This window comes from Variovorax sp. MSC1_012, from assembly GCF_023667525.1.
Taxonomy (GTDB): Bacteria; Pseudomonadota; Gammaproteobacteria; order Burkholderiales; family Burkholderiaceae_C; genus Variovorax; species Variovorax beijingensis_B.
The window spans coordinates 2,806,007-2,830,827 of sequence record NZ_CM174443.1 but is presented as its reverse complement, the minus strand read 5'-3'; the positions used below and the strand labels follow the sequence as shown (position 1 = coordinate 2,830,827).

Sequence of the window (24,821 nt, the reverse complement as noted above, 5' to 3'; positions counted from 1 at the left end):
AGCGATTATCGGCCAGCCGCGTTCTTGGGGGTAGCCGCCGGCAGGGCATCGAGCGCCTCGCGGATCCCGGCGAGGAATTCGCGCACCGCGGGCATCACCTTCTCGCGCGGCTGCCCGTCGATCAGCTGGATGATCTTCGTGCCGATCACGACCGCATCGGCGGCCGAACCCACGGCCTGCGCCGTGCGCGCGTCGCGGATGCCGAAGCCCACGCCCACCGGGATGCTCACGTGCTCGCGGATGCGCGGGATCATCTGGCCGACCGCTTCGGTGTCGAGGTGGCCGGCGCCCGTCACACCCTTGAGCGACACGTAGTAGACATAGCCGCTCGCGATGCGCGCGACCTGCGCCATGCGCTCGCTGGTGCTGGTGGGGGCGAGCAGGAAGATGAGGTCGATGTCCGCCGCCTTCAGGTCGGCGGCGAAAGCCTCGCATTCCTCGGGCGGGTAGTCGACCACCAGCAGGCCGTCGACGCCTGCGGCCGACGCATCGCGGATGAAGGCCTTCTTGCCGTGCACGAGGTCGTAGCGCTCGACCGGGTTCGCATAGCCCATCAGCACCACGGGCGTCGCCGCGTCCTTCTGGCGGAAGGCGGCCACCATGGCGAGCACCTGCTTCATGCCGACGCCCAGCGCCAGAGCGGCCTCGCCGGCCTTCTGGATCACCGGGCCATCGGCCATCGGGTCAGAGAACGGCACGCCGAGCTCGATCACGTCGGCGCCGGCCTCGACCATGCCGTGCATCAGCTCGGGCGTGATATCGGCGTAGGGAAAACCGGCCGTCACATAGGGAATCAGGGCGCGGCGCCCGTCTTTTTTCAGCGCGTCGAAGGTGGCGGCAATGCGGCTCATCACTTGCCTCCCTTCACGCTCAGGCCGCGCATCGAGGGCCGGTCGTAGAAGTCGACGCCCGACAGGTCGGCCACGGTGCCGATGTCCTTGTCGCCGCGGCCCGAGAGGTTCACCAGAATCGACTGGTCCGGCCGCATGGTCTTGGCGAGTTTCATGGCGTAGGCCACGGCGTGGCTCGATTCAAGGGCCGGAATGATGCCTTCGGTGCGGCACAGGTAGTGAAAGGCTTCGAGCGCCTCGGTGTCGGTGATGCCGACGTACTCGGCGCGGCCGATGTCGGCCAGGTACGCGTGCTCGGGGCCCACGCCGGGGTAGTCGAGGCCGGCGCTGATGCTGTGCGTTTCGGTCACCTGGCCGTCCTCGTTCTGCAGCAGGTAGGTGCGGTTGCCGTGCAGCACGCCCGGGCTGCCGCGCAGGATGGACGCCGAGTGCTTGCCGCTGTCGAGCCCTTCACCGGCGGCCTCCACGCCGATCAGGCGCGTGCCCTCGAACGGGATGTAGGGATGGAAGATGCCCATCGCGTTGCTGCCGCCGCCCACGCAGGCCACCACCACGTCGGGCTGTCGGCCCTCGGCTTCGCCGGTGATGCCCTGGGCCGCGAGCATGGCGGGCATCTGGTCGATGCACTCCGTGCCGATCACGCTCTGGAAGTCGCGCACCATGGTCGGGTAGGGGTGCGGACCGGCCACGGTGCCGATGATGTAGAAGGTGTTCTCCACGTTCGTGACCCAGTCGCGCATGGCCTCGTTGAGCGCGTCCTTCAGCGTCTTGCTGCCCGATTCCACTGGCACCACGGTGGCGCCCAGCAGGTTCATGCGGTAGACGTTGGGGCTCTGGCGCTTCACGTCCTGGCTGCCCATGTAGACCACGCACTCGAGGCCGTAGCGCGCGCAGATGGTGGCGGTGGCCACGCCGTGCTGGCCGGCGCCGGTCTCGGCGATCACGCGGGGCTTGCCCATGCGGCGCGCGAGCATCGCCTGGCCGATCACGTTGTTGATCTTGTGGGCGCCGGTGTGGTTGAGGTCTTCGCGCTTCAGGTAGATCTGCGCGCCGCCCATCTCGCGGCTGGTGCGTGCGGCGTGGTAGATCGGCGAGGGGCGGCCGACGAAGTGCTTGAGCTCATAGTGGAATTCGGCGAGGAAGGCCGGATCGTCCTTGAACCTGGCGTAGGCGTCGCGCAGTTCGTTGATCGCGTGGGTGAGCGTTTCGCTCGCGAAGGTGCCGCCGTAGTTGCCGAAGTGGCCGGTGGCGTCGGGTTGCTGGTAGTCCTGGATATGGCTTTGCATGGTTCTCGATCGTTGGGCCGCAGCCCGAAATCACGATCGGGTGCGGCGGCTAACTGGAGAAGGAGGCGTCGGCGACCCGTACGGCGGCGACGAATTGCCGGATCTTTCCGGCGTCCTTCAGGCCCTTGTTCCCGGGACCGTCGATTTCGACGCCCGAGCTCACATCAACGGACAGCGTCTTGCAGCGCGTCCGCAGGATGCGAATGCCATCGCTCACGTTTGCAGGTGTGAGCCCACCACTCAAGACGAGGTGAGCGTCGACGGCGGGTGGAAGAAGTGACCAATCGAATGCCTTGCCGCCACCGCCATAACCTTCGACATGGGCGTCGAGCAGGATGGCCTGGGCGTGGGAGTAATCGGACGCGTATTTTACGAGGTCGAAGCCGGCTCCGGCGGCGCCCAGCGGAATACGGGCCGCGCGCATGTAGCGAAAGCGCCCCGGGCCGGTGGCCTGCTCGCACTGCTCGGGCGATTCTTCGCCATGGAACTGCGCGATCGCGCCCTTCACGCGGGAAAGCGCTGCTATGACTTTGGGAGCGTCCTCGTTTACGAACAGCAGCACCGGCGTGATGAAGGGCGGCAGGCGCGAGGCAAGCTCGGCGGCGCGCTCGGCCGTCACGGCGCGGGGGCTTTTCTCGTAGAGCACGAAGCCGACGGCATCGGCCCCGGCCTCGATGGCGGCATCCACGTCGGCCTCGCGCGTGAGGCCGCAGATCTTGATGCGGGTGCGGGGAGCGGCAGTCATGGCGGGCCATCATAAGGAGCGCCGCCCGCCTGCAGCGTGGCCTCGGCCGGCAGACCCCACTTGGCGTCGTACAACGGCCCGAGAAAATACAGCCCGTTGGCCGAGAAGGTCGGCGCCGCCACCTTGCGGCTGCGCGCCTCGAGCACCTCGGTGATCCATTCGGGCCGCTCATCGCCGCGGCCAATGCGTACGAGGCAGCCCATCAGGTTGCGGATCATGTGGTGTAGGAAGGCATCGGCCTCGAACTCGAAATGCCAGCGGCAGCGGTCGCCGCTGCCGTGGCGCGTGATCTCGATGCGCCGCAGGTCCTTGACCGGCGAGCGCGCCTGGCAGGCCGAGGCGCGGAACGAGCTGAAGTCGTGCCGGCCCACCAGCAGGGCGGCGGCGGCGCGCATCGCATCGCCATCGAGCGCATGCATCGACCAGCCGACCCGGCCCGAATCGAGGCTGGGCCGCACGGGCGACTGCGACAGCACGTAGAGGTAGCGCCGCGCGAGTGCGCTGGCGCGGCAATGGAATTCATCGGGCACCGGCTGGGCCCACTGCACCGCGATGTCGTCGGGCAGGAAGCGGTTGGTGCCGCGCATCCAGGAGAAGGGCTCGCGTTCGACGGCGGTGTCGAAGTGCACCACCTGCATGAGCGCATGCACGCCGGCGTCGGTGCGGCCGGCGCACAGCGTGCCGATGGGCTGCGCCGCGAACTTGGTGAGGGCCGCTTCGAGCTTGTCCTGCACCGTGCGGCCCGAGCGCTGGCTTTGCCAGCCCTCGTACGCCTGGCCGTTGTAACGGATGCCTAGCGCCAGCCTCACGAATTCAGGAACAGCGGAAAAAGCCGCTCGTCAGCGCAGCTCGGCGAGCAATTGCCTCGCCTGCGACTTGAGGTCGCCGGCGCTTTCGGCTTCGACTTCCTCGACCAGCGAGCGGGCACCTTCGACGTCGCCGATGGCCTGCAGTTCGCGCGCCAGCGACAGCTTGACCGCATGGGGGCTCTCGTCGCCATCGTCGTCCTGCGCGGCTTCGGCGGGCCTTGCTGCTGCATCGGCGGTACCGGCCACCTGGCGGGCCGGAAGCCCGGCCAGCGCACTCATGTCGAATTCGATGAAGCCCGAGTCCGCGGGCAGGTTGCCGCGCAGCCCGGCCGGCCGGGTGTTGGCTTCGGCTTCGCCCAGCGCGCCGGGGCGGGTGATCGGGGACAGCGCGCCGGGGGCGGTGTCGAAGTCGTTTTCCAGGTCGACCGGTGCGGTGGGCGCATGCGCATGGCCGTTGGAGAGTGGGGCGCTGCTGGCCGCCGGCGCCGCATAGGCCGCCTTCGGCAGGCTGGCGCTCACCGGGGCCGGCGCGGGCGCCGGTACCGGCGGCTGGCTCAGGTCCAGATCGAAGTCCAGTGGTGCGACCGAGGGCACGAAGGCTGGGGCGGCCGCCATGACAGGAGCAGGTCCCGCCACCGGGGCGGGCGCGGGCTTGGCCGCTGCCGTGGCAAGGGCGCCGGCAAACGCGGCGCTTTCGGCGGGGGTCACGCCGCGGGGCGCGCCCGATTCGTACAGCGGATTGCCCGGATCGAGGTCCTTGCCCATTTCGACCACGCGGTTCCAGTCGGCACCTGTGCCGTTGGTCAGCTTGTGCACTTCGGTCGCAAGGCCTTCGTAGGCCCGGACGTCGCGGCGCTTGGCATGGATCTCGAGCAGCTTGAGGTGGATCGCCGTGCGGTCCGGATTCACGCGCAGGGCTTCGCGGAGGATTTCCTCGGCCTGCAGGTCCCGGCCGTAGGCCAGGTACACGTCCGCCTCGGCCACGGGATCGACGTCGCCCGCATCGAGCTGGCTCGGAGAGTACGACAGCGACGACACGGTGGAATCGCCGCGCTGCTTGGTGTCGACCGATTCGCCGCCGCTGGCGCCGAAGAACGAGTCTTTGGGAATGCGGCTTTCGAGGAACACGCTTTCGCTCATTTCTTCGCGGCGGCGGCCCAGGACGCGGTAAAGCAGGAAGCCGACCAGCAAGGCGATCAGCGCCGCGCCGCCGAGCATCAGCGGGTTGTCCATCAGCTCTTCGAAGAAGCCGCGCTCCACCGGAGGTGGCGGAGGCGCTGCCTTGACGACCGGCTTGGGTGCCGGTGCAGCGGCCGCGGCACTTGCCGCCGCTGCGGGAGCGGCCGGTGCAACTTCGGAAGTTGCAGCAGGCGCCGGCTCGGCCGCTGGAGCGGCGGGAGCAGCAGCGGCCGGTACCGCTGCAGCAGGCGCGGGAGTCGCTGCCGGTGCCGCTGGTGCCGAAGCGGCGCCGGGTGTTGTGGCGGGAACGACGGGCGCTGCGGCGGGCGCGGCGGCAGCAGGCGCCGCTGTGGCCGGTGCCGTGGTGGCGGCTACGCCCGGATTGGGAACGGGAATGCCGGGGGCTGCCGGGGCAGGTGCCGCCGAACCAGCGGCTGGCGCTGCCGAACCGGTGGCTGCCTTGAGCTTGGCCAGTTCGTTGATGTTCTTCGACAGCTCGGCAACGCGGTTGTTGCTGTCCTGCGCCTGGCGGGTTTGCGCAACCTTTTCTTCGGCGGCACGGGCCGCTGCGCTGCCCTGCGAGATCGTCAGCTTGTCAGGGGCGCTTGCTGCGGCATTGCGGTCCTCGACGTCGGCCTGCAGCTTGCCCGACGCCTTGCGGTCGGCGGCGGCCACGTTCGACGTAGGTGCATTCTCGGCAAGGCGCTGGCGGTAGGCGCCGAAGTCGCGGCTCTGCGCGGTAATGGTTCGCCGCGCTTCCGACGGCAGAATGGCGCCGGCTTCGGCGGCGCTCGGCAGATCGAGCACGGCGCCGGCCTTCATGCGATTGACGTTGCCGCCAATGAAGGCATCGGGATTGGCAAGCAGGAGCGCCACCAGCATCTGGTCGAGCGAGATGTCGGCGGGCTTGTGGACCCCGGCGATCTTGCTGGCGGTATCGCCGCGCTGGACCGTGACCTGTTCGCCCCCGCCAGCCGGACGAGCCGGTGCAGCGGCGCTGGGCGCCTGCGGTGCGGCCGTGGCGGGCACCGGCGCGGCGGGAGCGGTAACCGGTGCGACGGGCGCACGCTCGCGGCGTGCGCGCGCCGCAGCGGCACCCGGGCGTTCCGCGGGCGGCGTGCTCACCTGGGGCGTGGCGGGCGTGATGGGTGCGCTCGGCGCCGGCTGGCGGGTTGCCGGCGGATCGAGCAGCACGGTGTAGTCGCGCACCATGCGGCCCGACGAACCGTTGGCTTCGAGCAGCAGGTCGACGAAGGGATCGTTGAGCGGACGGCTGCCGGTCAGCCGGACGACGTACTGGCCGCCGGCGCGGCGCTGCAGCGTGGCCTTGACGTCGCTGAGCGCGGCGTTGTACGGAACGCCCGCATTCTTGAAGGCGTCGGCGCTGGCAACGTTGATCTTCAGGCTCTCCGCTTCGGCGGCAGCCATTTCAGTCACGTCGATTTCGGCGCGAAGCGGTTCGCCCAGGGCCGATTGCACCTTCAACTGCCCCAGCGCGAAGGCGCTGGCGTCAGTGCTTGCTATACCCAGGACCACGGCAACCGCCGTGCCCAGGACGGAGAGGCGAAGACCGTTCAAGGGCAGGGAGGGGCGAGCGGCCGATGGGCGGGCCGCGGGCAACAGATGTCTTGTCATGCTGATAGGGGCGGCTCAGGCCCAGAATTTGTAAGAGGACGTTAGCATCATCACCGGGTACTGACAAGGCGGTGCGCCCGTTCTACCCAGTGCGCGCATACTTACGCACACATTTTGTGTTGCCAAACGGCAACACTTTGGGTCCGTGGAGAGCCTGCGCGCCCCCATCAAGCCTCGAGCAGGATGCGCAGCATGCGGCGCAGTGGTTCGGCCGCACCCCACAGCAGCTGGTCGCCGATGGTGAAGGCGCCGACGTACTCGGGGCCCATCGCCAGCTTGCGGATGCGGCCGACCGGGATGTTCATGGTGCCCGTCACCGCCACCGGCGTCAGGTCCTTCAGGGTCGCTTCGCGGGTGTTCGGCACCACGCTGGCCCACGGGTTGTCCGCGGCGATCAGCGCTTCGATGTCGGCCACGGGCACGTCCTTCTTGAGCTTGAAGGTCAGTGCCTGGCTGTGGCAGCGCATGGCGCCGATGCGCACACAGAAGCCGTCCACCGGCACGGCGGCAGTGCCGAAGCCCGCGCCCTGGCCGAGGATCTTGTTGGTTTCCGCGCCGGCCTTCCATTCTTCCTTGGACATGCCGTCGCCCAGGTCCTTGTCGATCCAGGGGATCAGCGAGCCGCCCAGCGGCGCGCCGAAGTTGGCGGTTTCGGCGGCGCTGAGGTTCTGCTGCCTGTGCAGCACCTTGCGGTCGATCTCGAGGATGGCCGACTTGGGGTCGTCGAGCAGCGCGCGCACCTCGGCGTTGAGCGTGCCGAACTGGGTCAGCAGCTCGCGCATGTGCTGCGCGCCGCCGCCCGAAGCCGCCTGATAGGTCATGCTGATCATCCACTCGACCAGGCCCGCCTTGTAGAGGGCGCCCACGCCCATCAGCATGCAGCTGACGGTGCAGTTGCCGCCGATCCAGTTCTTGCCGCCCTTGGCGAGCGCATTCTGGATCACCGGCAGGTTGACGGGGTCGAGCACGATGACTGCGTCATCCTGCATGCGCAGGGTGGAGGCGGCGTCGATCCAGTGGCCGCTCCAGCCCGCAGCGCGCAACTTGGGGAACACCTCGCTGGTGTAGTCGCCGCCCTGGCAGGTGATGACGATGTCGCACTTCTTGAGTGCTTCGATGTCGTTCGCATCCTTGAGCGCGGTCTCGTTCCTGGCCATGGCCGGGGCCTTGCCGCCGGCGTTGGAAGTCGAGAAGAAGACCGGCTCGATGAGCCCGAAGTCGCCTTCGGCCTGCATGCGGTCCATCAGGACCGAGCCGACCATGCCGCGCCAGCCCACGAGGCCGACCAGAGGTTGAGATGCGTTCGCCATTTCAGTTTGCCCTTGTGAAAAAGAAAGAAATTGTCTTTTTTGCCCCCGACTCGTCGAGCCGGGGAGGGGCGTGACGAAGCGGGCTGCGGTTAGCCGGTAATCGTCTTTTTGGTGATTGCTGCAACAACCGCGTCGCCCATCTCACGGGTGCCGACGCGCTTCGTACCTTCTGACCAGATGTCACCCGTGCGCAGGCCGGAGGCGAGCACGTGCTTGACCGCCGACTCGATACGGTCGGCAGCTTCGGCTTGGTTGAGTGAAAAGCGGAGCATCATGGCAGCGGACAGTATTGTAGCCAATGGATTGGCAACCCCTTTGCCGGCAATGTCGGGCGCGCTGCCGTGGCTGGGCTCGTACAGGCCCTGGTTGCTCGAATTGAGCGACGCCGAGGGCAGCATGCCGATGGAGCCGGTAAGCATGGCGGCCTCGTCCGAGAGGATGTCGCCGAACATGTTGCCGGTGACGATCACGTCGAACTTCTTGGGCGCCTTCACGAGCTGCATGGCCGCGTTGTCGACATACATGTGGTCGAGCTCGATGTCCGGATAGTCCTTGTGCACCTCGGTCACGATGTCCTTCCAGAACTGGAAGGTCTCCAGCACGTTTGCCTTGTCGACGCTGGTCACGCGCTTGCTGCGCTTGCGTGCGGCCTCGAAGGCGACGCGGGCGATGCGCTCGACCTCGGGGCGCGAGTAGCGCATGGTGTCGAAGGCTTCGTCAGCGCCCGGAAAATGCCCGTCGACGGCCGTGCGGCGTCCGCGCGGCTGGCCGAAGTAGATGTCGCCGGTCAGCTCGCGGATGATGAGGATGTCCAGGCCCGCAATCAGTTCGGGCTTGAGGCTCGAGGCGTCCACCAGCTGCTCGTAGCAGATGGCCGGGCGGAAGTTCGCGAACAGCCCGAGGTTCTTGCGCAGGCCCAGGATGGCCTGCTCCGGGCGCAGCGGGCGGTCGAGCTTGTCGTACTTCCAGTCGCCGACCGCGCCGAACAGCACCGCGTCGGCTTCCTTCGCGAGCTTGAGCGTGGCCTCGGGCAGCGGATGGCCGTGGGCCTCGTAGGCCGCGCCGCCGACCAGCGCCGTTTCCATCTCGAAAGAGAGGTCGAGCGCGTCGAGCACGCGAATGGCTTCGGCCACGATCTCAGTGCCGATGCCGTCGCCCGGGAGAACTGCGATTTTCATGATTGGGTCTTGAGTTTTTTGAAAAAGGAAATGCGGTCGGTCACGAGATCATCGTGTGTGCGAGCCAGGGCTTCTGCGCCAGCCGCTCGGCCTCGAAGGCCTTGATCTTGTCCTTGTGGCGCAGCGTGAGGCCGATGTCGTCCAGCCCGTTGATCAGGCAGTACTTGCGGAAGGCCTGCACGTCGAACGCGAACTCGCCGCCATCGGGCTTCACGACCACCTGGCGCTCCAGGTCGATGGTGAGCGCGTAGCCGGGGAAACCAAAGGTCTCGTCGAACAGCTGCGCCACCTGCGCCTCGGGCAGCACGATCGGCAGCAGGCCGTTCTTGAAGCTGTTGTTGAAGAAGATGTCGGCATAGCTCGGCGCGATGATCGCGCGGAAGCCGTACTGGTCGAGCGCCCACGGCGCATGCTCGCGCGACGAGCCGCAGCCGAAGTTCTTGCGCGCCAGCAGGATCGAGGCGCCGGCGTAGCGCGGCTGGTTCAGCACGAAGTCGGGGTTCGGCTTGCGGCTTTGCGGGTCCTGGCCCGGAAAGCCGGCGTCCAGGTAGCGCCATTCGTCGAACAGGTTCTGGCCGAAGCCGGTCTTGCGGATCGACTTGAGGAACTGCTTCGGAATGATCGCGTCGGTGTCGACGTTCTCGCGATCCATGGGGGCCACGAGGCCCTTGTGCACGGTGAATTTCTGCATGTGAATCTCTCTGCTGTGTTCAGGCGAAGGTGCGCACGTCGACGAAATGGCCGTGCACGGCGGCAGCGGCGGCCATGGCCGGGCTCACGAGGTGGGTGCGGCCACCGGCGCCCTGGCGGCCTTCGAAGTTGCGGTTGCTGGTGGAGGCGCAGCGCTCGCCGGGCTCCAGGCGGTCGGCGTTCATCGCCAGGCACATCGAGCAGCCGGGCTCGCGCCATTCGAAGCCCGCGGCCTTGAAGATCAGGTCGAGTCCTTCGCGCTCGGCCTGTTCCTTCACCACGCCCGAACCCGGCACCACCATCGCGAGCTTGACGTTCTTGGCCACTTTCTGGCCCAGCTTCTTCACCACGGCGGCGGCTTCGCGCATGTCCTCGATGCGGCTGTTGGTGCACGAGCCGATGAACACCTTGTCGATGAAGATGTCGTTCATCGCCTTGTTCGGCTCCAGGCCCATGTAGACCAGCGCGCGCTCGATGGCGCCGCGCTTGCTGGCGTCCTTTTCCTTCTCGGGATCGGGCACGCGGCCGTTGATGTCGACCACCATCTCGGGCGAGGTGCCCCAGGTCACCTGCGGCTGGATCTGCGTGGCGTCGAGTTCGACCACGGCGTCGAACTTCGCACCGGGGTCGGACTGCAGCGTACGCCAGTAGGCCACGGCCAGGTCCCACTCCACGCCCGTGGGTGCGAGCGGCCGGCCCTTGACGTAGCTGATGGTCTTTTCGTCGACCGCCACGAGGCCCGCGCGCGCACCGGCCTCGATGGCCATGTTGCAGACCGTCATGCGGCCTTCCATGCTCAGGTCGCGGATGGCCGAGCCTGCGAACTCGATCGTGTAGCCCGTGCCGCCGGCGGTACCGATCTTGCCGATGATCGCAAGCACGATGTCCTTGGCGGTGCAGAAAGGCAGCTTGCCCTCGACCTTCACGAGCATGTTCTTCGCCTTCTTGCCGAGCAGCGTCTGCGTGGCCATGACGTGCTCGACCTCGCTGGTGCCGATGCCGTGCGCGAGCGCGCCGAAGGCGCCGTGCGTGGAGGTGTGCGAGTCGCCGCAGACCACCGTCATGCCCGGCAGCGTGGCGCCCGATTCGGGCCCGATCACGTGCACGATGCCCTGGCGCTTGCTCAGGAACGGAAAGAACGCGGCAGCGCCGAATTCCGCGATGTTCTTGTCGAGCGTGGTGACCTGCTCCTTGCTGGTCGGGTCGGCGATGCCTTCGTAGCCGCGCTCCCAGCCCGTGGTCGGCGTGTTGTGGTCGGCCGTGGCCACCACCGAGCTGATGCGCCACAGCTTGCGGCCGGCAACGCGCAGGCCCTCGAAGGCCTGCGGGCTGGTGACCTCGTGCACCAGGTGGCGGTCGATGTAGAGGATCGCGGTGCCGTCTTCCTCGGTATGGACGACGTGTTCGTCCCAGATCTTGTCGTAGAGCGTGCGTGCCATGTCGTTCTCTTGTCTTTCGTGGGGAAGTGAATTGTCTTGTGTTCTAGGCGGCGAGCGGTTCGGCGGCATCGTGGGCGGCCGCCGGCGTGTGCAGATGGTTGACCAGCGTGCGCGCGGCCACCGGCAGGGTGGAAAAGTCGCGCGCCACCAGGCGGATCTCGCGCCGGGACCAGGCGTCGTTCAGCGCCACGCTGCGCAGGCGGCTGCCGATGCCTGCCTGCAGCAGTTCGAAGGCGCGCTGCGGCATCACGCCGATGCCCAGCCCGTTGTCGATCATCCGGCACATGGCGTCGAGCCCGGTCACGTGGATGCGCAGCCTGACGCTGCGGCCGGCCTCGAGCGCGGCCTGGTGCATCGCCACGTAGATGGAGCTGTTGGTATGCAGGCCGACGTGGTCGAAATCGAGCGAGGCGGCGAAGTCGATCGGCCCCTGTGTGGTCAACGGGTGCCCGGCCGGCGCGATCAGCACGAGCCGGTCGTGGCGGTAGGGCAAGGTTTGCAGCTCGTTCGTGCCGTCGGGAATGTGGCAGATGCCGAGGTCGGCCGCGCCTTCCTGGACCGCTCGCACCACTTCGTTGCTCAGATGCTCTTCGAGGTCGATCTTGATTGCGTCGTGCTCGCGCGTGAAGGCGCCGAGGTCCTCGGGAAGAAACTGCACGATGGCCGAGATGTTGGCATGCACGCGCACATGGCCGCGCACGCCCTCGGCGTATTCGCTGAGCTCGCCCTGCATCTTCTCGAGGCTGTAGAGCACCGAGCGCGCATGGTGCAGCAGGCTTTCGCCCGCAGGGGAAAGATCGACGCCGCGCGCATGGCGGTAGAGGAGGGTGGTGCCCAGTGTGGCTTCCAGGTCCGACAGCCGCTTGCTGATGGCCGAAGCGGCAATGAATTCGCGTTCCGCCGCCCGCCCGATGCTGCCGAGTTCGCAAACGGCCACGAACAGCTGCAACGACGTGAGGTCGATGCGCCGGGCGAAATTGCGTTCGGAAGAGGTCATACGGGCCTTGGCATCTCGTATGGAGATGGAGGCCCGTATTTTCCCCCTGTTTTCAGGTCTGAGTCATCGTCATGCGCGATGACATTACTGTCGGCGCGCGATGAGCGAAAGAGGCGTCATTGGCGCTTCTTGGACGAATCCTCCATCTTTTCACCTGCCTTCTGCACGTCCTGGCCGGCTCCCCTCCAAGTGTTGCAACCCGACAGTGGCACGGCAAGAGCAAATGCGACGGCGAACAATGCGACAAGCGACTTCATGATGAAACTCCTTCGACTAAGTGCTCTGCAGCCTATCGCCGGCTTCCCGGCGCCGGATGTCAGCCAAGACGCAAAAAAGCTGCCCGAGGGCAGCTTTCCGGCTTGAGCGCAAGCAGCGCGCGTTCAGCGCTTGCCGATGGGCTGCACGTCGCGCTTGGGCGAACCTTCGAACAGCTGGCGCGGGCGGCCGATCTTGTACTCGGGGTCGCCGATCATTTCGTTCAGCTGGGCAATCCAGCCGACCGTGCGGGCCAGCGCGAAGATCGCGGTGAACAGCGGCACCGGAATGCCGATGGCGCGCTGCACGATGCCCGAGTAGAAGTCGACGTTCGGGTAGAGCTTGCGAGACACGAAGTACTCGTCTTCCAGTGCGATCTTCTCGAGTTCCTTGGCAAGCTTGAACAGCGGGTCTTGTTCCAGGCCCAGCTCGGTCAGCACTTCGTTGCAGGTTTCCTGCATCAGCTTGGCGCGCGGGTCGTAGTTCTTGTACACGCGGTGGCCGAAGCCCATGAGCTTGACGTTCGAGTTCTTGTCCTTGACCTTCTTGATGAACTCGCCGATCTTCTCCACGCCACCTTCCTTCTGGATGTCGTAGAGCATGTTGAGCGCCGCTTCGTTGGCGCCGCCGTGGGCCGGGCCCCACAGGCACGCCACGCCGGCCGCAATGGCCGCGAAGGGGTTGGTGCCCGACGAGCCGCACAGGCGCACGGTCGAGGTCGAGGCGTTCTGCTCGTGGTCCGCGTGCAGGATGAAGATGCGGTCGAGCGCGCGCTCGAGCACCGGGTTCACCTTGTAGTCCTCGCAAGGCGTGGCGAACATCATGTGCAGGAAGTTGCCCGCATAGCTGAGGTCGTTCTTCGGGTACATGTACGGCTGGCCGATGGTGTACTTGTAGGCCATGGCCACGAGCGTGGGCATCTTCGCGATCAGGCGAATCGCGGCGATCTCGCGGTGCTCGGGATTGTTGATGTCCGTACTGTCGTGATAGAAGGCCGACAGTGCGCCCACCAGGCCGGTCATGATGGCCATCGGATGCGCGTCGCGGCGGAAGCCGCGCAGGAAGAACTGCATCTGCTCGTTGACCATGGTGTGGTTGGTCACGAGCTTGGTGAAGTTGGTCTTCTTGGCCTGGTCCGGCAGCTCGCCGTACAGCAGCAGGTGGCAGGTCTCCATGAAGTCGCAGTTGGTTGCGAGCTGCTCGATGGGGTAGCCGCGGTACAGCAGCTCGCCCTTGTCGCCGTCGATGTACGTGATGGCCGACTGGCAGGCGGCGGTCGACATGAAACCCGGGTCATAGGTGAACATGCCGGTCTGCGCGTAGAGCTTGCGGATGTCGATCACGTCGGGGCCGACGGTGCCCTTGTAGATCGGCAGTTCGACGCTGTCTCCGCCGTTGCTGAACGACAGCGTGGCCTTGGTATCGGAAGCTTTCATTTCGGGTTTCTTTCAGAGGAGTATTCAGGAGGGCGAAGAGGAAACGGAGGTTGCGGGACGCTGCGCGCCGTCGGTGCGCATCAGCTGCAGCAACTCGACCACCTCGGCCCCGGCCCATGCGGGCTCGGGCTCCTTTCTTCGCAGGAGAAGATCGAGGAGATCGTTGTCCGACAGGTCCATCAAGGTCTCCATCGCTCCCGCCTGGCCATTGGTCATGCGGGATTCGTGCCGCTCGAAGAAGCGGGCGATGAACAGGTCGTTCTCGAGCAGGCCGCGCCGGCAGCGCCACTTCAGCTTGCTCAGTGCGCGTTCGCTGATGGGCTCGGCAAGGTCGGCGGCGGTTTGCATGGTTTCTCTAGCAAAAGTTCAGATGGCGCGGCGCACCATCAGTTCCTTGATCTTGCCGATCGCCTTGGTCGGGTTCAGGTTCTTCGGGCACACGTCGACGCAGTTCATGATCGTGTGGCAGCGGAACAGGCGGTACGGGTCTTCGAGGTTGTCCAGGCGTTCGGCGGTGGCTTCGTCGCGGCTGTCGGCGATGAAGCGGTAGGCCTGCAGCAGGCCGGCCGGGCCCACGAACTTGTCGGGGTTCCACCAGAAGCTCGGGCAACTGGTGGAGCAGCTAGCGCACAGGATGCACTCGTACAGGCCGTTGAGCTCGTCGCGCTCCTCGGGCGACTGCAGGCGCTCCTTCTCGGGCGGCACGTTGTCGTTCTGCAGGTACGGCTTGATCGAGTTGTACTGCTTGAAGAACTGCGTCATGTCCACGATCAGGTCGCGGATGACGGGCAGGCCCGGCAGCGGCTTGAGCACGATCGTGCCCTTGAGCGTGAGCATGTTGGTCAGGCAGGCCAGGCCGTTCTTGCCGTTGATGTTCATCGCATCGGAGCCGCAGACGCCTTCGCGGCACGAGCGGCGGAACGACAGCGTGGGATCCTGCGCCTTGAGCTTCATCAGGGCGTCGAGCAACATGCGCTCATGGCCGTCGAGTTCGATCTCGACGGTCTGCATGTAGGGCTTGGCGTCCTTGTCCGGGTCGTAGCGGTAGATCTGGAATGTGCGCTTCATCGTGAAACCTTGTGATGTTGTTCTTGCTTAGAACGTACGGACCTTGGGAGGAACGGAGTCGACCGTCAGCGGCTTGAGGTTGACCGGCTTGTAGGAGAGGCGGTTGTCCTGGCTGTACCAGAGCGTGTGCTTCATCCAGTTGGCGTCGTCGCGGCCGAGCGGCGCGACCGGGTCGTCGGCCGGGCGTTCGTAGTCTTCGACCGTGTGCGCGCCGCGGCATTCCTTGCGGGCGGCGGCCGAGACCATGGTGGCCTGCGCCACTTCGATCAGGTTGTCGACTTCGAGCGCCTCGATGCGCGCGGTGTTGAACACCTTCGACTTGTCCTGGAGGCCGATGGCGTTGACGCGCTCGCGCACGGCGGCGATCTTGACCACGCCCTCGTCCATCGAGGCTTGCTTGCGGAACACGGCGGCATGCTGCTGCATGACGGCGCGGATCTCGCCCGCCACGTCCTGCGCGTACTCGCCGCCGGTGGCGGCTTCGAGACGGTTCAAGCGCTCCAGCGTGCGGTCGGCGGCATCGGCCGGCAGCGGCTTGTGCTCTTTCAGCTTGTCGTTGAACTCGACGATGTGGTTGCCGGCCGCGCGGCCGAACACCAGCAGGTCGAGCAGCGAATTGGTGCCCAGGCGGTTGGCGCCGTGCACGCTCACGCAGGAGCATTCGCCCACTGCATAGAGGCCGTTCACCACGGCGCTGTTCTGCTCGCCCTGCTGCACCACGACCTGGCCGTTGATGTTGGTCGGGATGCCGCCCATCTGGTAGTGGATGGTCGGCACCACGGGGATCGGCTCCTTGGTGATGTCGACGTTGGCGAAGTTCACGCCGATCTCGTACACCGAGGGCAGGCGCTTGTGGATGGTCTCGGCACCGAGGTGGTCGAGCTTCAGCAGCACGTAGTCCTTGTTGGGACCGCAGCCGCGGCCTTCCTTGATTTCCTGGTCCATCGAGCGCGAGACGAAGTCGCGCGGCGCCAGGTCCTTCAGCGTGGGCGCATAGCGCTCCATGAAGCGTTCGCCGTTGCTGTTGAGCAGGATCGCGCCTTCGCCGCGGCAGCCTTCGGTCAGCAGCACGCCGGCTCCGGCCACGCCGGTCGGGTGGAACTGCCAGAACTCCATGTCCTGCAGCGGAATGCCCGAACGCGCGGCCATGCCCAGGCCGTCGCCGGTGTTGATGAAGGCGTTGGTCGAGGCCTGGAAGATGCGGCCCGCGCCGCCGGTGGCCAGCAGCACGGTCTTGGCCTGCAGGATGTGCAGGTCGCCGGTTTCCATTTCGAGCGCCGTCACGCCGACCACGTCGCCTTCGGCGTCGCGGATCAGGTCGAGCGCCATCCATTCGACGAAGAACTGGGTGCGGGCTTCGACGTTCTTCTGGTAGAGCGTGTGCAGCATCGCGTGGCCGGTGCGGTCGGCCGCGGCGCAGGCGCGCTGCACGGGCTTCTCGCCGTAGTTGGCCGTGTGGCCGCCGAAGGGACGCTGGTAGATCGTGCCGTCGGGGTTGCGGTCGAAGGGCATGCCGAAGTGTTCGAGCTCGTACACGACCTTCGGGGCTTCGCGGCACATGAACTCGATCGCGTCCTGGTCGCCGAGCCAGTCGGAACCCTTGATCGTGTCGTAGAAGTGGTAGTGCCAGTTGTCCTCGCTCATGTTGCCGAGCGATGCGCCCACGCCGCCTTGGGCAGCGACGGTGTGCGAACGCGTGGGGAACACCTTGGAGAGCACCGCCACGTTCAGGCCCGCGCGGGCCAGCTGCAGCGACGCGCGCATGCCGGAGCCGCCGGCGCCGACGATCACGACGTCGAACTTGCGCTTGGTGATTTGTTCTTTTGTGTAGGTCATGGTGGGGATGGGGTCCTCAGATCTTCCAAAGCACTTGAATGGCCCAACCCGCACAACCGACAAGCCAGACGATGGTGAAAATTTGCAGGGCGAGGCGAATGCCGACGGGCTGGACGTAGTCCATCCACACGTCGCGCATGCCGACCCATACGTGGTACAGCAGGGCGGCGATCACCGAGAAGGTCAGCACCTTCATCCACTGCGCGGCGAAGATGCCGGCCCACAGGTCGTAGCCGATGGGGCCGCGCGTGAAGATCAGCTGCGCGAGCAGGATGATCGTGAAGAGCGCCATCAGGCCGCCCGTGATGCGCTGGCTGAGCCAGTCGCGCAAACCGTAGTGCGCACCGACGACGATGCGCTTGGAGCCGTAGTTCACAGACATGGTTGGCTCCTTCTCAGTACAGGCCGAACAACTTGGCGCCGAGCACCACGGTGAGCAACACGCTCAGGACCAGCGTGACCAGGGCGGAGCTGTGTCCGAACTCCTTGGTGACGGCAGCGTGGCTCACGTCCATCCAGAGATGGCGCAGGCCGGCGATGAAGTGGTGCAGGTAGGCCCAGATCAGCGCGAGAGCCACCAGCTTGATGAACCAGCCCGGGGCGAAACCAAGGCCGCTGTTGAACGCGGCCTTGAACCTGGCGAAGGAATAGTCGGACGAAAGCGAGGTGTCGAACATCCAGATGATGAACGGCAGCAGCAGGAACATGAGCACGCCGCTCACGCGGTGCAGGATCGACACGATGCCGGCCGGCGGCAGCCGGTAGGTCGTGAGATCGGTGAAGGCATTGATGTTCCGGAATTCGCGGCGCGGCGGCCGGGGAGGAGTTGCAAGCTCTGTCATTGGGGGGAGGCTTTCGTGGCTTGGTGGCTTGTTCTGAGAGCGAACGCTTTTGTTTCTTCTGCGGAATGCAAACAACGCAAAATTCTATTGCAATGCACCATTGCGTGGCGGAGGTGCCCGCGTCGGCGCAGCGCTGCAGTCGGATGCTAGGGAGTTCGCAGCGGGTTGCGCACGAATCTTTGGCGCTGCCATGCGGTGGGGTCGTGATGCCATCTGGATGCGCGTTCAGCCGAGCTGGTTGCGGTAGTGGTGCGTGTCGGTGCGATAGAGGCCGCGGCGCAGTTCCATCGGCATGTCGTGGTAGGTGTGGGCCAGGCGCTCCACGCTGAGCAAAGGCATCTGCAGCGGCACGTCGAGCAGCGCGGCCTGCTCCGCATCGGGCAGCACGGCGCGGATCTTTTCTTCGGCGCGCACCATGCGCACGCCGAATTCGGTCTCGAACATGGCATACATCGGGCCCGGCCAGGCGCGCAGCCGTTCGGCCGTGAGGCCCTTGAACGGCGCGCCGGGAAGCCAGAGGTCCTCGAGGATGGTCGGAACGCCGCCGTAGGCGAGCACGCGCCGCACCTGCAGCACTGCATCGCCCGTGCGCAACCCCAAAGCGCGCGCCACGTCGGCCGAGGCGCGCTGGCGGCGGCAGTCGACGATGGTGCGCTCGGCCGGGCCTTCGGTGCTTGGGGTGCCGACATCGGGCACCAGCTTGAGGAAGCGGTATTGCACATGCTGCTCGGCATGCGTGGCGACGAAGGTGCCCTTGCCCTGGCGCCGCACCACGAGGTTTTCGGCCGAGAGTTCGTCGATGGCCTTGCGCACCGTGCCCTGGCTCACGCGGTAGCGCACCGCAAGGTCCATCTCGCTTGGAATCGGCTCGCCCGGCTTCCACTCGCCGGCCTGCAGGCTCTGCAGGATCAGCGTCTTGATCTGCTGGTAGAGCGGACTGAAGGAGGGCGTCGCGGAATCTTCGAGGACGGTGGGGGCATTCATGGCAGCGGTGGGATGCGCCGTGGCGGAACCTCGGAGCATATCTTATATAAGACATAAGACGAGGCTCACTGAATCGGCTTAAAATGCGGGTCGGCCTGCGCCGCGGGAAGGATTCCCGCCCTGCAGGACCATCGGCGCCACGCGCGCCCGCCGATACCGTTTCACCACCTTCTGGAGTCTTCCCATGAGCAAAAAACCCGTCCGCGTTGCCGTCACCGGTGCCGCCGGCCAAATCGGTTACGCCCTGTTGTTCCGTATCGCGTCCGGCGAAATGCTCGGCAAGGACCAGCCGGTCATCCTGCAACTGCTCGAGATCCCCGACGAGAAGGCCCAGAAGGCGCTCAAGGGCGTGATGATGGAGCTCGACGACTGCGCTTTCCCGCTGCTGGCCGGCATGGAAGCCCATGGCGACCCGATGACCGCCTTCAAGGACGCCGACTACGCCCTCCTGGTGGGTTCGCGTCCGCGCGGCCCGGGCATGGAGCGTGCCGAGCTGCTGGCCGTCAACGGCGCCATCTTCACCGCGCAGGGCAAGGCGCTCAATGCCGTGGCCAGCCGCAATGTCAAGGTGCTGGTGGTCGGCAACCCCGCCAACACCAACGCCTACATCGCGATGAAGAGCGCACCCGACCTGCCGCGCAAGAACTTCACCGCCATGCTGCGCCTGGACCACAACCGCGCCGCCAGCCAGATTGCTGCCAAGACCGGCAAGGCCGTGGCCGACATCGAAAAGCTCGTCGTCTGGGGCAACCACTCGCCCACGATGTACGCCGACTACCGCTTTGCCACCATCAAGGGCGACAGCGTCGCCAAGATGATCAACGACCAGGAATGGAACGCCAACACCTTCCTGCCGACCGTCGGCAAGCGCGGCGCGGCCATCATCGAGGCGCGCGGCCTGTCGTCGGCTGCCTCGGCCGCCAACGCCGCCATCGACCACATGCGCGACTGGGCCCTCGGCACCAACGGCAAGTGGGTCACCATGGGCATTCCGTCGGACGGCCAGTACGGCATTCCGAAGGACACGATGTTCGGCTTCCCGGTCACCTGTGAAAACGGCGAATACAAGCTGGTCGAGGGCCTGGAAATCGACGCTTTCAGCCAGGAACGCATCAACAAGACGCTGGAAGAACTGCAAGGCGAACAAGCCGGCGTTGCCCACCTGATCTAAGCAGGATCGGCCGGCATGCTCGAATGGAACCCCGCGCTCTACCGTCGCTACGAGGACGAGCGCACCCGCCCCGCACAGGAACTCCTGGCGCGGGTGCCGTTGCCGGAGGCGGCCCGCGTGGTCGACCTCGGCTGCGGCCCGGGCAATTCCACCGAGCTGCTGGCCAACCGGTTCCCGCAGGCGCAAGTCGTCGGGACCGACAACTCCGAAGCCATGCTGGCCAGCGCGCGAGAGCGCCTGCCGCAGGCGCGCTTCGAGTTGAGCGACATCGCGACCTGGGCGCCGCAAGACCAAGCGCCCGACCTTATTTATGCCAACGCAGCCCTGCAGTGGGTGCCGGATCACGAGCAACTGATCCCGCGCCTGTTCGCTGCTCTGGCTCCGGGTGGCGTTCTCGCCATCCAGATGCCCGACAACCGCGAGGAGCCCACGCACCGCCTGATGCGCGCCGTGGCGGTCGAGGCGCCCTGGGCCGAGCCCATCGGTGACGCCGACCGGCTGCGCACCTTGCTGCTGCCGCTGGGCGGCTACTACGACCTGCTCGCGCCCGCCGCGGCCAGGGTCGATGTGTGGCACACCATCTACCAGCACCCGATGGCCGATGCCGCGGCTATCGTCGAGTGGGTGCGCGGCACGGGGCTCAAGCCCTTCGTCGACCGCCTGCCGCCCGACCTGCAGGCGAGCTACCTGGCCGAATACGAGCGCCGCGTGGACCTGGCCTATCCCGCCCGCACCGACGGCAAGCGATTGCTGGCGTTCCCGCGCATGTTCATCGTGGCGCAGAAAAAAGCATGACGAAAGCCGTTCATCCCGCTGAAGTTCTGCTCGGCGCGCAGGCCGGTGCCGTGAGCCTGCCCGTGTGCGACCACTACAGCGGCGTCGAGGCCCGTATGAAGAAGAGCCTGGCGCTGCAGGCCGAGATGGCAGACGAATTCGGCGCCTGCGTGTTCGACGTCACGCTCGATTGCGAGGACGGCGCCCCCGTGGGTGGCGAGGCGGAGCATGCTGCGCTCGTGACCGAACTGGCATTGGCCGCCAAGCCCGGCATGCGCGTGGGCGTGCGTGTTCACCCCGTGGACCATCCCGCCTTTGCCGGCGACGTGATCACCATCGCCGGCCGCGCCGGCCACCGGCTCAGCCACCTGATGGTGCCCAAGGTGGAGTCCGTGGCCGACGTGGCGCAGGCGGTGGCGGCGCTCGAGGCGGCCGATGCCGATGCACTGCCGCTGCATGTGCTGATCGAATCGCCGCTGGCCGTGCACAACGCGTTCGAGATCGCGGCGCATCCGCGCGTGCAGTCGCTGAGCTTCGGCCTGATGGACTTCGTTTCCGCCCATGCGGGCGCGATTCCCGCCGATGGCATGGGCGCGGCCGGGCAGTTCACGCATCCGCTGGTGGTGCGCGCCAAGCTGGCCATCGCATCCGCCGCGCATGCCTATGGCAAGGTGCCTTCGCACTGCGTGGTCACCGAGTTCAACGACACCGCTGCCATGCGCACGGCGGCCCGCAAGGCGGCCGCCGAATTCGGTTACACGCGCATGTGGAGCATCCATCCGAACCAGATCCGGCCCATCCTGGAGGCTTTTGCGCCAGACGAGGCGCAGATTCAAATTGCCACAAAAATCATTACAAATGCGGCCCTCGCAAATTGGGCGCCGACACAAATTGATGGCACATTGCACGACCGCGCGAGCTATCGCCATTTCTGGCAAGTGCTGGCGCGTGCCCACGCAACGGGGCGCGCGCTGCCGCTAGAGGCCCAAGCCTGGTTTGCACTCGCGGCCTCCTGAAACTTCCGAATCCAGCCTCAAGGAAACACCCATGAAGAAAATTGCCCTGATCGCCACCCTGGCCCTGGCGCTTCCGTTCGCCGCCATCGCGCAGACCACCCCTGCCAAGCCGGCTGCCAAGTCCGAAGCCAAGAAGGCGCCCCCCAAGAAGCAGGTCACCCGCAAGGCCGCCAAGGCCGTCGAGGAAGTCACGCCCATTGCCGATGAAACCAATATCGTGCTGACCGACGCCGACCTGGCCGTGGCCAAGCGCGTTTCGCTCGGCAAGGCCCAGTGCGAACTCGGCGCCGACGTGACCGTGGACGCCGACGAGAAGAAGCCCGGCTTCTTCAACGTGTCGACCAAGGGTGTGAAGTACCGCATGCACCCGGTCGAAAGCCGCACCGGTGCCATCCGCCTCGAAGACCCCCGCGCCGGCGCCATGTGGCTGCAGCTGGGCAACAAGTCGATGCTGATGAACCAGAAGGCGGGCCTGCGCATTGCAGACGAATGCCAGACGGCCGAGCAGGTCGCGTTTGCCGAAGAAATGAAGAAAAACCCGCCCAAGAGCCTGTTCGAAGGCGCCGACGCGGCCAAGAAGTAAGAGTCCACACACGGGGTGCGGCGCGGCTCTTGCTTGCCGTACCGCACGCCCGCCAGCCAGCCAGTTTCCGGAGAAAAGAAGATGTTGCAAGCCTACGTTGACCATGTTGCCGAACGCGCCGCGCTCGGTATTCCGCCGCTGCCATTGAGCGCGAAGCAAACCGCCGAAGCGATCGAGCTCCTCAAGAGCGCGAATGCCAAAGACGGCGCATTCCTGCTCGATCTGCTCACCCATCGCGTGCCTGCCGGCGTCGATGACGCGGCCAAGGTCAAGGCGAGTTACCTGGCGGCCGTGGCCCACGGCACCGAGAAGAACGCGTTCATCTCGCGTGCGCGTGCCACCGAACTGCTCGGCACCATGCTCGGCGGCTACAACATCAGCCCGATGATCGACCTGCTCGACGACGCCGAAGTCGGCGCCGTGGCGGCCGAAGGCCTGAAGAAAACCCTGTTGATGTTCGACCAGTTCCACGACGTCAAGGAAAAGGCCGACAAGGGCAACGCCCACGCCAAGGGCGTGCTGCAGAGCTGGGCCGATGCCGAATGGTTCACCAGCCGCCCCGAAGTGCCGCAAAGCATCACGGTCAGCATCTTCAAGGTGGCCGGTGAAATCAACACCGACGACCTCTCTCCCGCACCCGACGCCACCACGCGTCCCGACATTCCGATGCACGCCCTGGCGATGCACAAGAACGCCCGCCCCGGCATCGTCCCTGAAGAAGACGGCAAGCGCGGCCCGGTGAAGTTCATCGAGGACCTGCGCGCGCGCGGCCATCTCGTGGCCTACGCCGGCGACGTGGTCGGCACCGGCTCCTCGCGCAAGAGCGCCACCAATTCGGTGCTGTGGTTCACCGGCGAAGACATTCCCTTCGTGCCCAACAAGCGCTTCGGCGGCGTCTGCCTCGGCGGCAAGATCGCGCCGATCTTCTACAACACCATGGAAGACTCGGGCGCGCTGCCCATCGAGCTCGACGTGAGCCAGATGAACATGGGCGACGTGGTCGAGCTGCGTCCCTACGAAGGCAAGGCGCTGAAGGACGGCAAGGTGATTGCCGAATTCAAGGTCAAGAGCGACGTGCTGTTCGACGAAGTGCGCGCCGGCGGCCGCATTCCGCTGATCATCGGCCGCGGCCTCACGGCCAAGGCGCGCGAGGCGCTGGGCCTGCCGGCCTCGACGCTGTTCCGCCTGCCGACCAGCCCGGTCGACACCAAGAAGGGCTACTCGCTCGCACAGAAGATGGTCGGCCGCGCCTGCGGCCTGCCCGAAGGCCAGGGCGTGCGCCCCGGCACCTACTGCGAACCCAAGATGACCTCGGTCGGCTCGCAGGACACCACCGGTCCGATGACGCGCGACGAGCTCAAGGACCTGGCCTGCCTGGGCTTCTCGGCCGACCTCGTGATGCAGTCGTTCTGCCACACGGCGGCGTACCCGAAGAAGGTCGACGTCAAGATGCACCACGAACTCCCCGAGTTCATGGCCAACCGCGGCGGCGTCTCGCTGCGCCCGGGCGACGGCGTGATCCATTCCTGGCTCAACCGCCTGCTCACGCCCGACACCGTCGGCACCGGCGGCGACAGCCACACCCGCTTCCCGATCGGCATCAGCTTTCCCGCGGGCTCCGGCCTCGTGGCCTTCGCGGCCGCCACCGGCGTGATGCCGCTGGACATGCCCGAATCGGTGCTCGTGCGCTTCAAGGGCAAGATGCAGCCCGGCGTCACGCTGCGCGACCTGGTCAACGCGATTCCGCTGTACGCCATCAAGAGCGGCCTGCTCACGGTCGAGAAGAAGGGCAAGAAGAACATCTTCTCGGGCCGCATCCTCGAAATCGAAGGCCTGCCCGACCTGAAGGTCGAACAGGCCTTCGAACTGAGCGACGCCTCGGCCGAGCGCTCGGCCGCCGGCTGCACGGTGCACCTGAACAAGGAACCGATCATCGAGTACATCAACAGCAACATCACGCTGATGAAGTGGATGATTGCCGAAGGCTACGCCGATGCACGCACGCTTCAGCGCCGCATCGCCGCGCAGGAGGCCTGGCTCAAGGACCCGCAACTGCTCAAGGGCGATGCCGACGCCGACTACGCCGCCGTCATCGAGATCGACCTGGCCGAGATCCACGAACCCATCGTGGCCTGTCCGAACGACCCCGACGACGTGAAGACGCTCAGCGATGTGGCCGGCGCCGTGATCGACGAAGTGTTCATCGGCTCGTGCATGACCAATATCGGCCACTTCCGCGCCGCGTCGAAGCTGCTCGAAGGCAAGCGCGACATCCCGGTCAAGCTGTGGATCGCGCCGCCCACCAAGATGGACGCGCAGCAGCTCACCGAGGAAGGCCACTACGGCGTGTTCGGCAATGCCGGTGCACGCACCGAAATGCCGGGCTGCTCGCTGTGCATGGGCAACCAGGCGCAGGTGCGCGAAGGCGCCACGGTGATGTCGACCAGCACCCGCAACTTCCCGAACCGCCTGGGCAAGAACACCAATGTGTACCTGGGTTCGGCCGAGCTGGCTGCGATCTGCTCGCGCCTGGGCCGTATCCCGACGCGCGAGGAGTACATGGCCGCCACGGGCGTGCTCGATGCATCGAGCGCGCAGATCTACCAGTACCTGAACTTCGACAAGATCGACGACTACAAGACCGAGGCCGGCGCCGCAGTCGCGGCCTGATCCTCAGGCACTTCCGCGCATTGGACACGAGCCCCGCTTCGGCGGGGCTTTCTTGCGTCTGGGATGG

23 protein-coding genes are annotated in these 24,821 nt (G+C 66.3%); 5 read left to right on the top strand and 18 right to left on the bottom strand.

The window, feature by feature from the left end; all coding sequences use genetic code 11:
• Window positions 1–5 precede the first annotated feature (5 nt).
• From trpA to L1081_RS13370, 18 genes are all read right to left on the bottom strand, one after another.
• Window positions 6–851, bottom strand: a complete 846-nt coding sequence (gene trpA, locus L1081_RS13455) for a tryptophan synthase subunit alpha (RefSeq protein WP_489412658.1) — start codon at window positions 849–851, stop codon at window positions 6–8.
• Entirely contained in the window at window positions 851–2,125 is a 1,275-nt protein-coding gene (gene trpB, locus L1081_RS13450) for a tryptophan synthase subunit beta (RefSeq protein WP_489416779.1), read from the bottom strand. The genes trpA and trpB overlap by 1 nt, the downstream gene beginning before the upstream one ends.
• 61 nt (window positions 2,126–2,186) lie before the next feature.
• Window positions 2,187–2,882: a phosphoribosylanthranilate isomerase gene (locus L1081_RS13445; RefSeq protein WP_489412657.1), complete on the bottom strand. Its 696-nt coding sequence runs from the start codon at window positions 2,880–2,882 to the stop codon at window positions 2,187–2,189.
• The gene (truA, locus tag L1081_RS13440) at window positions 2,879–3,691 is read right to left on the bottom strand and encodes a tRNA pseudouridine(38-40) synthase TruA (protein ID WP_489412656.1); all 813 of its coding nucleotides are present in this window, start codon (window positions 3,689–3,691) and stop codon (window positions 2,879–2,881) included. Before truA ends, L1081_RS13445 begins: the two co-directional genes overlap by 4 nt.
• Window positions 3,692–3,721: 30 nt before the next feature.
• Window positions 3,722–6,448, bottom strand: coding sequence for a FimV/HubP family polar landmark protein (locus L1081_RS13435; RefSeq protein WP_489412655.1), 2,727 nt, complete (start codon window positions 6,446–6,448; stop codon window positions 3,722–3,724).
• Between the two features lie 224 nt (window positions 6,449–6,672).
• The gene (gene asd, locus L1081_RS13430) at window positions 6,673–7,815 is read right to left on the bottom strand and encodes an aspartate-semialdehyde dehydrogenase (RefSeq protein ID WP_489412654.1); all 1,143 of its coding nucleotides are present in this window, start codon (window positions 7,813–7,815) and stop codon (window positions 6,673–6,675) included.
• A gap of 89 nt (window positions 7,816–7,904) precedes the next feature.
• Window positions 7,905–8,993 (bottom strand): 3-isopropylmalate dehydrogenase, encoded by a 1,089-nt coding sequence (leuB, locus tag L1081_RS13425; protein WP_319441242.1) that lies wholly within the window; start codon window positions 8,991–8,993, stop codon window positions 7,905–7,907.
• A gap of 40 nt (window positions 8,994–9,033) precedes the next feature.
• Complete coding sequence (gene leuD / locus L1081_RS13420; protein WP_489412653.1) at window positions 9,034–9,684, bottom strand: 3-isopropylmalate dehydratase small subunit; 651 nt, start codon at window positions 9,682–9,684, stop codon at window positions 9,034–9,036.
• A 19-nt stretch (window positions 9,685–9,703) separates the two neighbouring features.
• Window positions 9,704–11,122: a 3-isopropylmalate dehydratase large subunit gene (gene leuC / locus L1081_RS13415; protein ID WP_489412652.1), complete on the bottom strand. Its 1,419-nt coding sequence runs from the start codon at window positions 11,120–11,122 to the stop codon at window positions 9,704–9,706.
• A gap of 43 nt (window positions 11,123–11,165) precedes the next feature.
• The gene (locus L1081_RS13410) at window positions 11,166–12,119 is read right to left on the bottom strand and encodes a LysR substrate-binding domain-containing protein (protein ID WP_489412651.1); all 954 of its coding nucleotides are present in this window, start codon (window positions 12,117–12,119) and stop codon (window positions 11,166–11,168) included.
• Window positions 12,120–12,235: 116 nt separating this feature from the next.
• The gene (locus L1081_RS13405) at window positions 12,236–12,376 is read right to left on the bottom strand and encodes an entericidin A/B family lipoprotein (protein WP_319430678.1); all 141 of its coding nucleotides are present in this window, start codon (window positions 12,374–12,376) and stop codon (window positions 12,236–12,238) included.
• A 123-nt stretch (window positions 12,377–12,499) separates the two neighbouring features.
• Window positions 12,500–13,810, bottom strand: coding sequence for a citrate synthase (gene gltA / locus L1081_RS13400; RefSeq protein WP_489412650.1), 1,311 nt, complete (start codon window positions 13,808–13,810; stop codon window positions 12,500–12,502).
• A gap of 24 nt (window positions 13,811–13,834) precedes the next feature.
• Window positions 13,835–14,158, bottom strand: a complete 324-nt coding sequence (locus tag L1081_RS13395) for a succinate dehydrogenase assembly factor 2 (RefSeq protein ID WP_489412649.1) — start codon at window positions 14,156–14,158, stop codon at window positions 13,835–13,837.
• A gap of 18 nt (window positions 14,159–14,176) precedes the next feature.
• On the bottom strand, window positions 14,177–14,878 hold the full coding sequence (locus L1081_RS13390) for a succinate dehydrogenase iron-sulfur subunit (RefSeq protein ID WP_012746572.1): 702 nt from the start codon (window positions 14,876–14,878) through the stop codon (window positions 14,177–14,179).
• Between the two features lie 27 nt (window positions 14,879–14,905).
• Window positions 14,906–16,714, bottom strand: a complete 1,809-nt coding sequence (sdhA, locus tag L1081_RS13385; protein ID WP_431123662.1) for a succinate dehydrogenase flavoprotein subunit — start codon at window positions 16,712–16,714, stop codon at window positions 14,906–14,908.
• Window positions 16,715–16,730: 16 nt separating this feature from the next.
• Window positions 16,731–17,096, bottom strand: a complete 366-nt coding sequence (gene sdhD, locus L1081_RS13380) for a succinate dehydrogenase, hydrophobic membrane anchor protein (protein ID WP_028254163.1) — start codon at window positions 17,094–17,096, stop codon at window positions 16,731–16,733.
• 13 nt (window positions 17,097–17,109) lie between these two features.
• The gene (gene sdhC / locus L1081_RS13375) at window positions 17,110–17,556 is read right to left on the bottom strand and encodes a succinate dehydrogenase, cytochrome b556 subunit (RefSeq protein WP_489412648.1); all 447 of its coding nucleotides are present in this window, start codon (window positions 17,554–17,556) and stop codon (window positions 17,110–17,112) included.
• 225 nt (window positions 17,557–17,781) lie between these two features.
• Window positions 17,782–18,540, bottom strand: a complete 759-nt coding sequence (locus tag L1081_RS13370; protein ID WP_489412647.1) for a UTRA domain-containing protein — start codon at window positions 18,538–18,540, stop codon at window positions 17,782–17,784.
• Window positions 18,541–18,724: 184 nt separating this feature from the next.
• Between L1081_RS13370 and L1081_RS13365 the strand changes: the two genes are divergently transcribed.
• The 5 genes from L1081_RS13365 (at window position 18,725) to L1081_RS13345 (ending at window position 24,754) form a co-directional block, all read left to right on the top strand.
• Window positions 18,725–19,711: a malate dehydrogenase gene (locus tag L1081_RS13365; RefSeq protein WP_018903264.1), complete on the top strand. Its 987-nt coding sequence runs from the start codon at window positions 18,725–18,727 to the stop codon at window positions 19,709–19,711.
• A 15-nt stretch (window positions 19,712–19,726) separates the two neighbouring features.
• Window positions 19,727–20,506: a trans-aconitate 2-methyltransferase gene (gene tam / locus L1081_RS13360; RefSeq protein WP_489412646.1), complete on the top strand. Its 780-nt coding sequence runs from the start codon at window positions 19,727–19,729 to the stop codon at window positions 20,504–20,506.
• Window positions 20,503–21,501: an aldolase/citrate lyase family protein gene (locus L1081_RS13355; protein WP_489412645.1), complete on the top strand. Its 999-nt coding sequence runs from the start codon at window positions 20,503–20,505 to the stop codon at window positions 21,499–21,501. The genes tam and L1081_RS13355 overlap by 4 nt, the downstream gene beginning before the upstream one ends.
• A gap of 31 nt (window positions 21,502–21,532) precedes the next feature.
• Window positions 21,533–22,084 (top strand): hypothetical protein, encoded by a 552-nt coding sequence (locus L1081_RS13350; protein WP_489412644.1) that lies wholly within the window; start codon window positions 21,533–21,535, stop codon window positions 22,082–22,084.
• A gap of 81 nt (window positions 22,085–22,165) precedes the next feature.
• The gene (locus tag L1081_RS13345; protein ID WP_489412643.1) at window positions 22,166–24,754 is read left to right on the top strand and encodes a bifunctional aconitate hydratase 2/2-methylisocitrate dehydratase; all 2,589 of its coding nucleotides are present in this window, start codon (window positions 22,166–22,168) and stop codon (window positions 24,752–24,754) included.
• The last annotated feature ends 67 nt before the right edge of the window (window positions 24,755–24,821 follow it).

Excerpts from the sequence above, each read along its gene's own strand:
- trpA (WP_489412658.1), bottom strand. The coding sequence starts at position 851 with ATGAGCCGCATTGCCGCCACCTTCGACGCGCTGAAAAAAGACGGGCGC.
- L1081_RS13445 (WP_489412657.1), bottom strand. The coding sequence starts at position 2,882 with ATGACTGCCGCTCCCCGCACCCGCATCAAGATCTGCGGCCTCACGCGC.
- asd (WP_489412654.1), bottom strand. The coding sequence starts at position 7,815 with ATGGCGAACGCATCTCAACCTCTGGTCGGCCTCGTGGGCTGGCGCGGC.
- leuB (WP_319441242.1), bottom strand. The coding sequence starts at position 8,993 with ATGAAAATCGCAGTTCTCCCGGGCGACGGCATCGGCACTGAGATCGTG.
- leuD (WP_489412653.1), bottom strand. The coding sequence starts at position 9,684 with ATGCAGAAATTCACCGTGCACAAGGGCCTCGTGGCCCCCATGGATCGC.
- leuC (WP_489412652.1), bottom strand. The coding sequence starts at position 11,122 with ATGGCACGCACGCTCTACGACAAGATCTGGGACGAACACGTCGTCCAT.
- L1081_RS13410 (WP_489412651.1), bottom strand. The coding sequence starts at position 12,119 with ATGACCTCTTCCGAACGCAATTTCGCCCGGCGCATCGACCTCACGTCG.
- L1081_RS13405 (WP_319430678.1), bottom strand. The coding sequence starts at position 12,376 with ATGAAGTCGCTTGTCGCATTGTTCGCCGTCGCATTTGCTCTTGCCGTG.
- gltA (WP_489412650.1), bottom strand. The coding sequence starts at position 13,810 with ATGAAAGCTTCCGATACCAAGGCCACGCTGTCGTTCAGCAACGGCGGA.
- L1081_RS13395 (WP_489412649.1), bottom strand. The coding sequence starts at position 14,158 with ATGCAAACCGCCGCCGACCTTGCCGAGCCCATCAGCGAACGCGCACTG.
- L1081_RS13390 (WP_012746572.1), bottom strand. The coding sequence starts at position 14,878 with ATGAAGCGCACATTCCAGATCTACCGCTACGACCCGGACAAGGACGCC.
- sdhA (WP_431123662.1), bottom strand. The coding sequence starts at position 16,714 with ATGACCTACACAAAAGAACAAATCACCAAGCGCAAGTTCGACGTCGTG.
- sdhD (WP_028254163.1), bottom strand. The coding sequence starts at position 17,096 with ATGTCTGTGAACTACGGCTCCAAGCGCATCGTCGTCGGTGCGCACTAC.
- sdhC (WP_489412648.1), bottom strand. The coding sequence starts at position 17,556 with ATGACAGAGCTTGCAACTCCTCCCCGGCCGCCGCGCCGCGAATTCCGG.
- L1081_RS13370 (WP_489412647.1), bottom strand. The coding sequence starts at position 18,540 with ATGAATGCCCCCACCGTCCTCGAAGATTCCGCGACGCCCTCCTTCAGT.
- L1081_RS13365 (WP_018903264.1), top strand. The coding sequence starts at position 18,725 with ATGAGCAAAAAACCCGTCCGCGTTGCCGTCACCGGTGCCGCCGGCCAA.
- tam (WP_489412646.1), top strand. The coding sequence starts at position 19,727 with ATGCTCGAATGGAACCCCGCGCTCTACCGTCGCTACGAGGACGAGCGC.
- L1081_RS13355 (WP_489412645.1), top strand. The coding sequence starts at position 20,503 with ATGACGAAAGCCGTTCATCCCGCTGAAGTTCTGCTCGGCGCGCAGGCC.
- L1081_RS13350 (WP_489412644.1), top strand. The coding sequence starts at position 21,533 with ATGAAGAAAATTGCCCTGATCGCCACCCTGGCCCTGGCGCTTCCGTTC.
- L1081_RS13345 (WP_489412643.1), top strand. The coding sequence starts at position 22,166 with ATGTTGCAAGCCTACGTTGACCATGTTGCCGAACGCGCCGCGCTCGGT.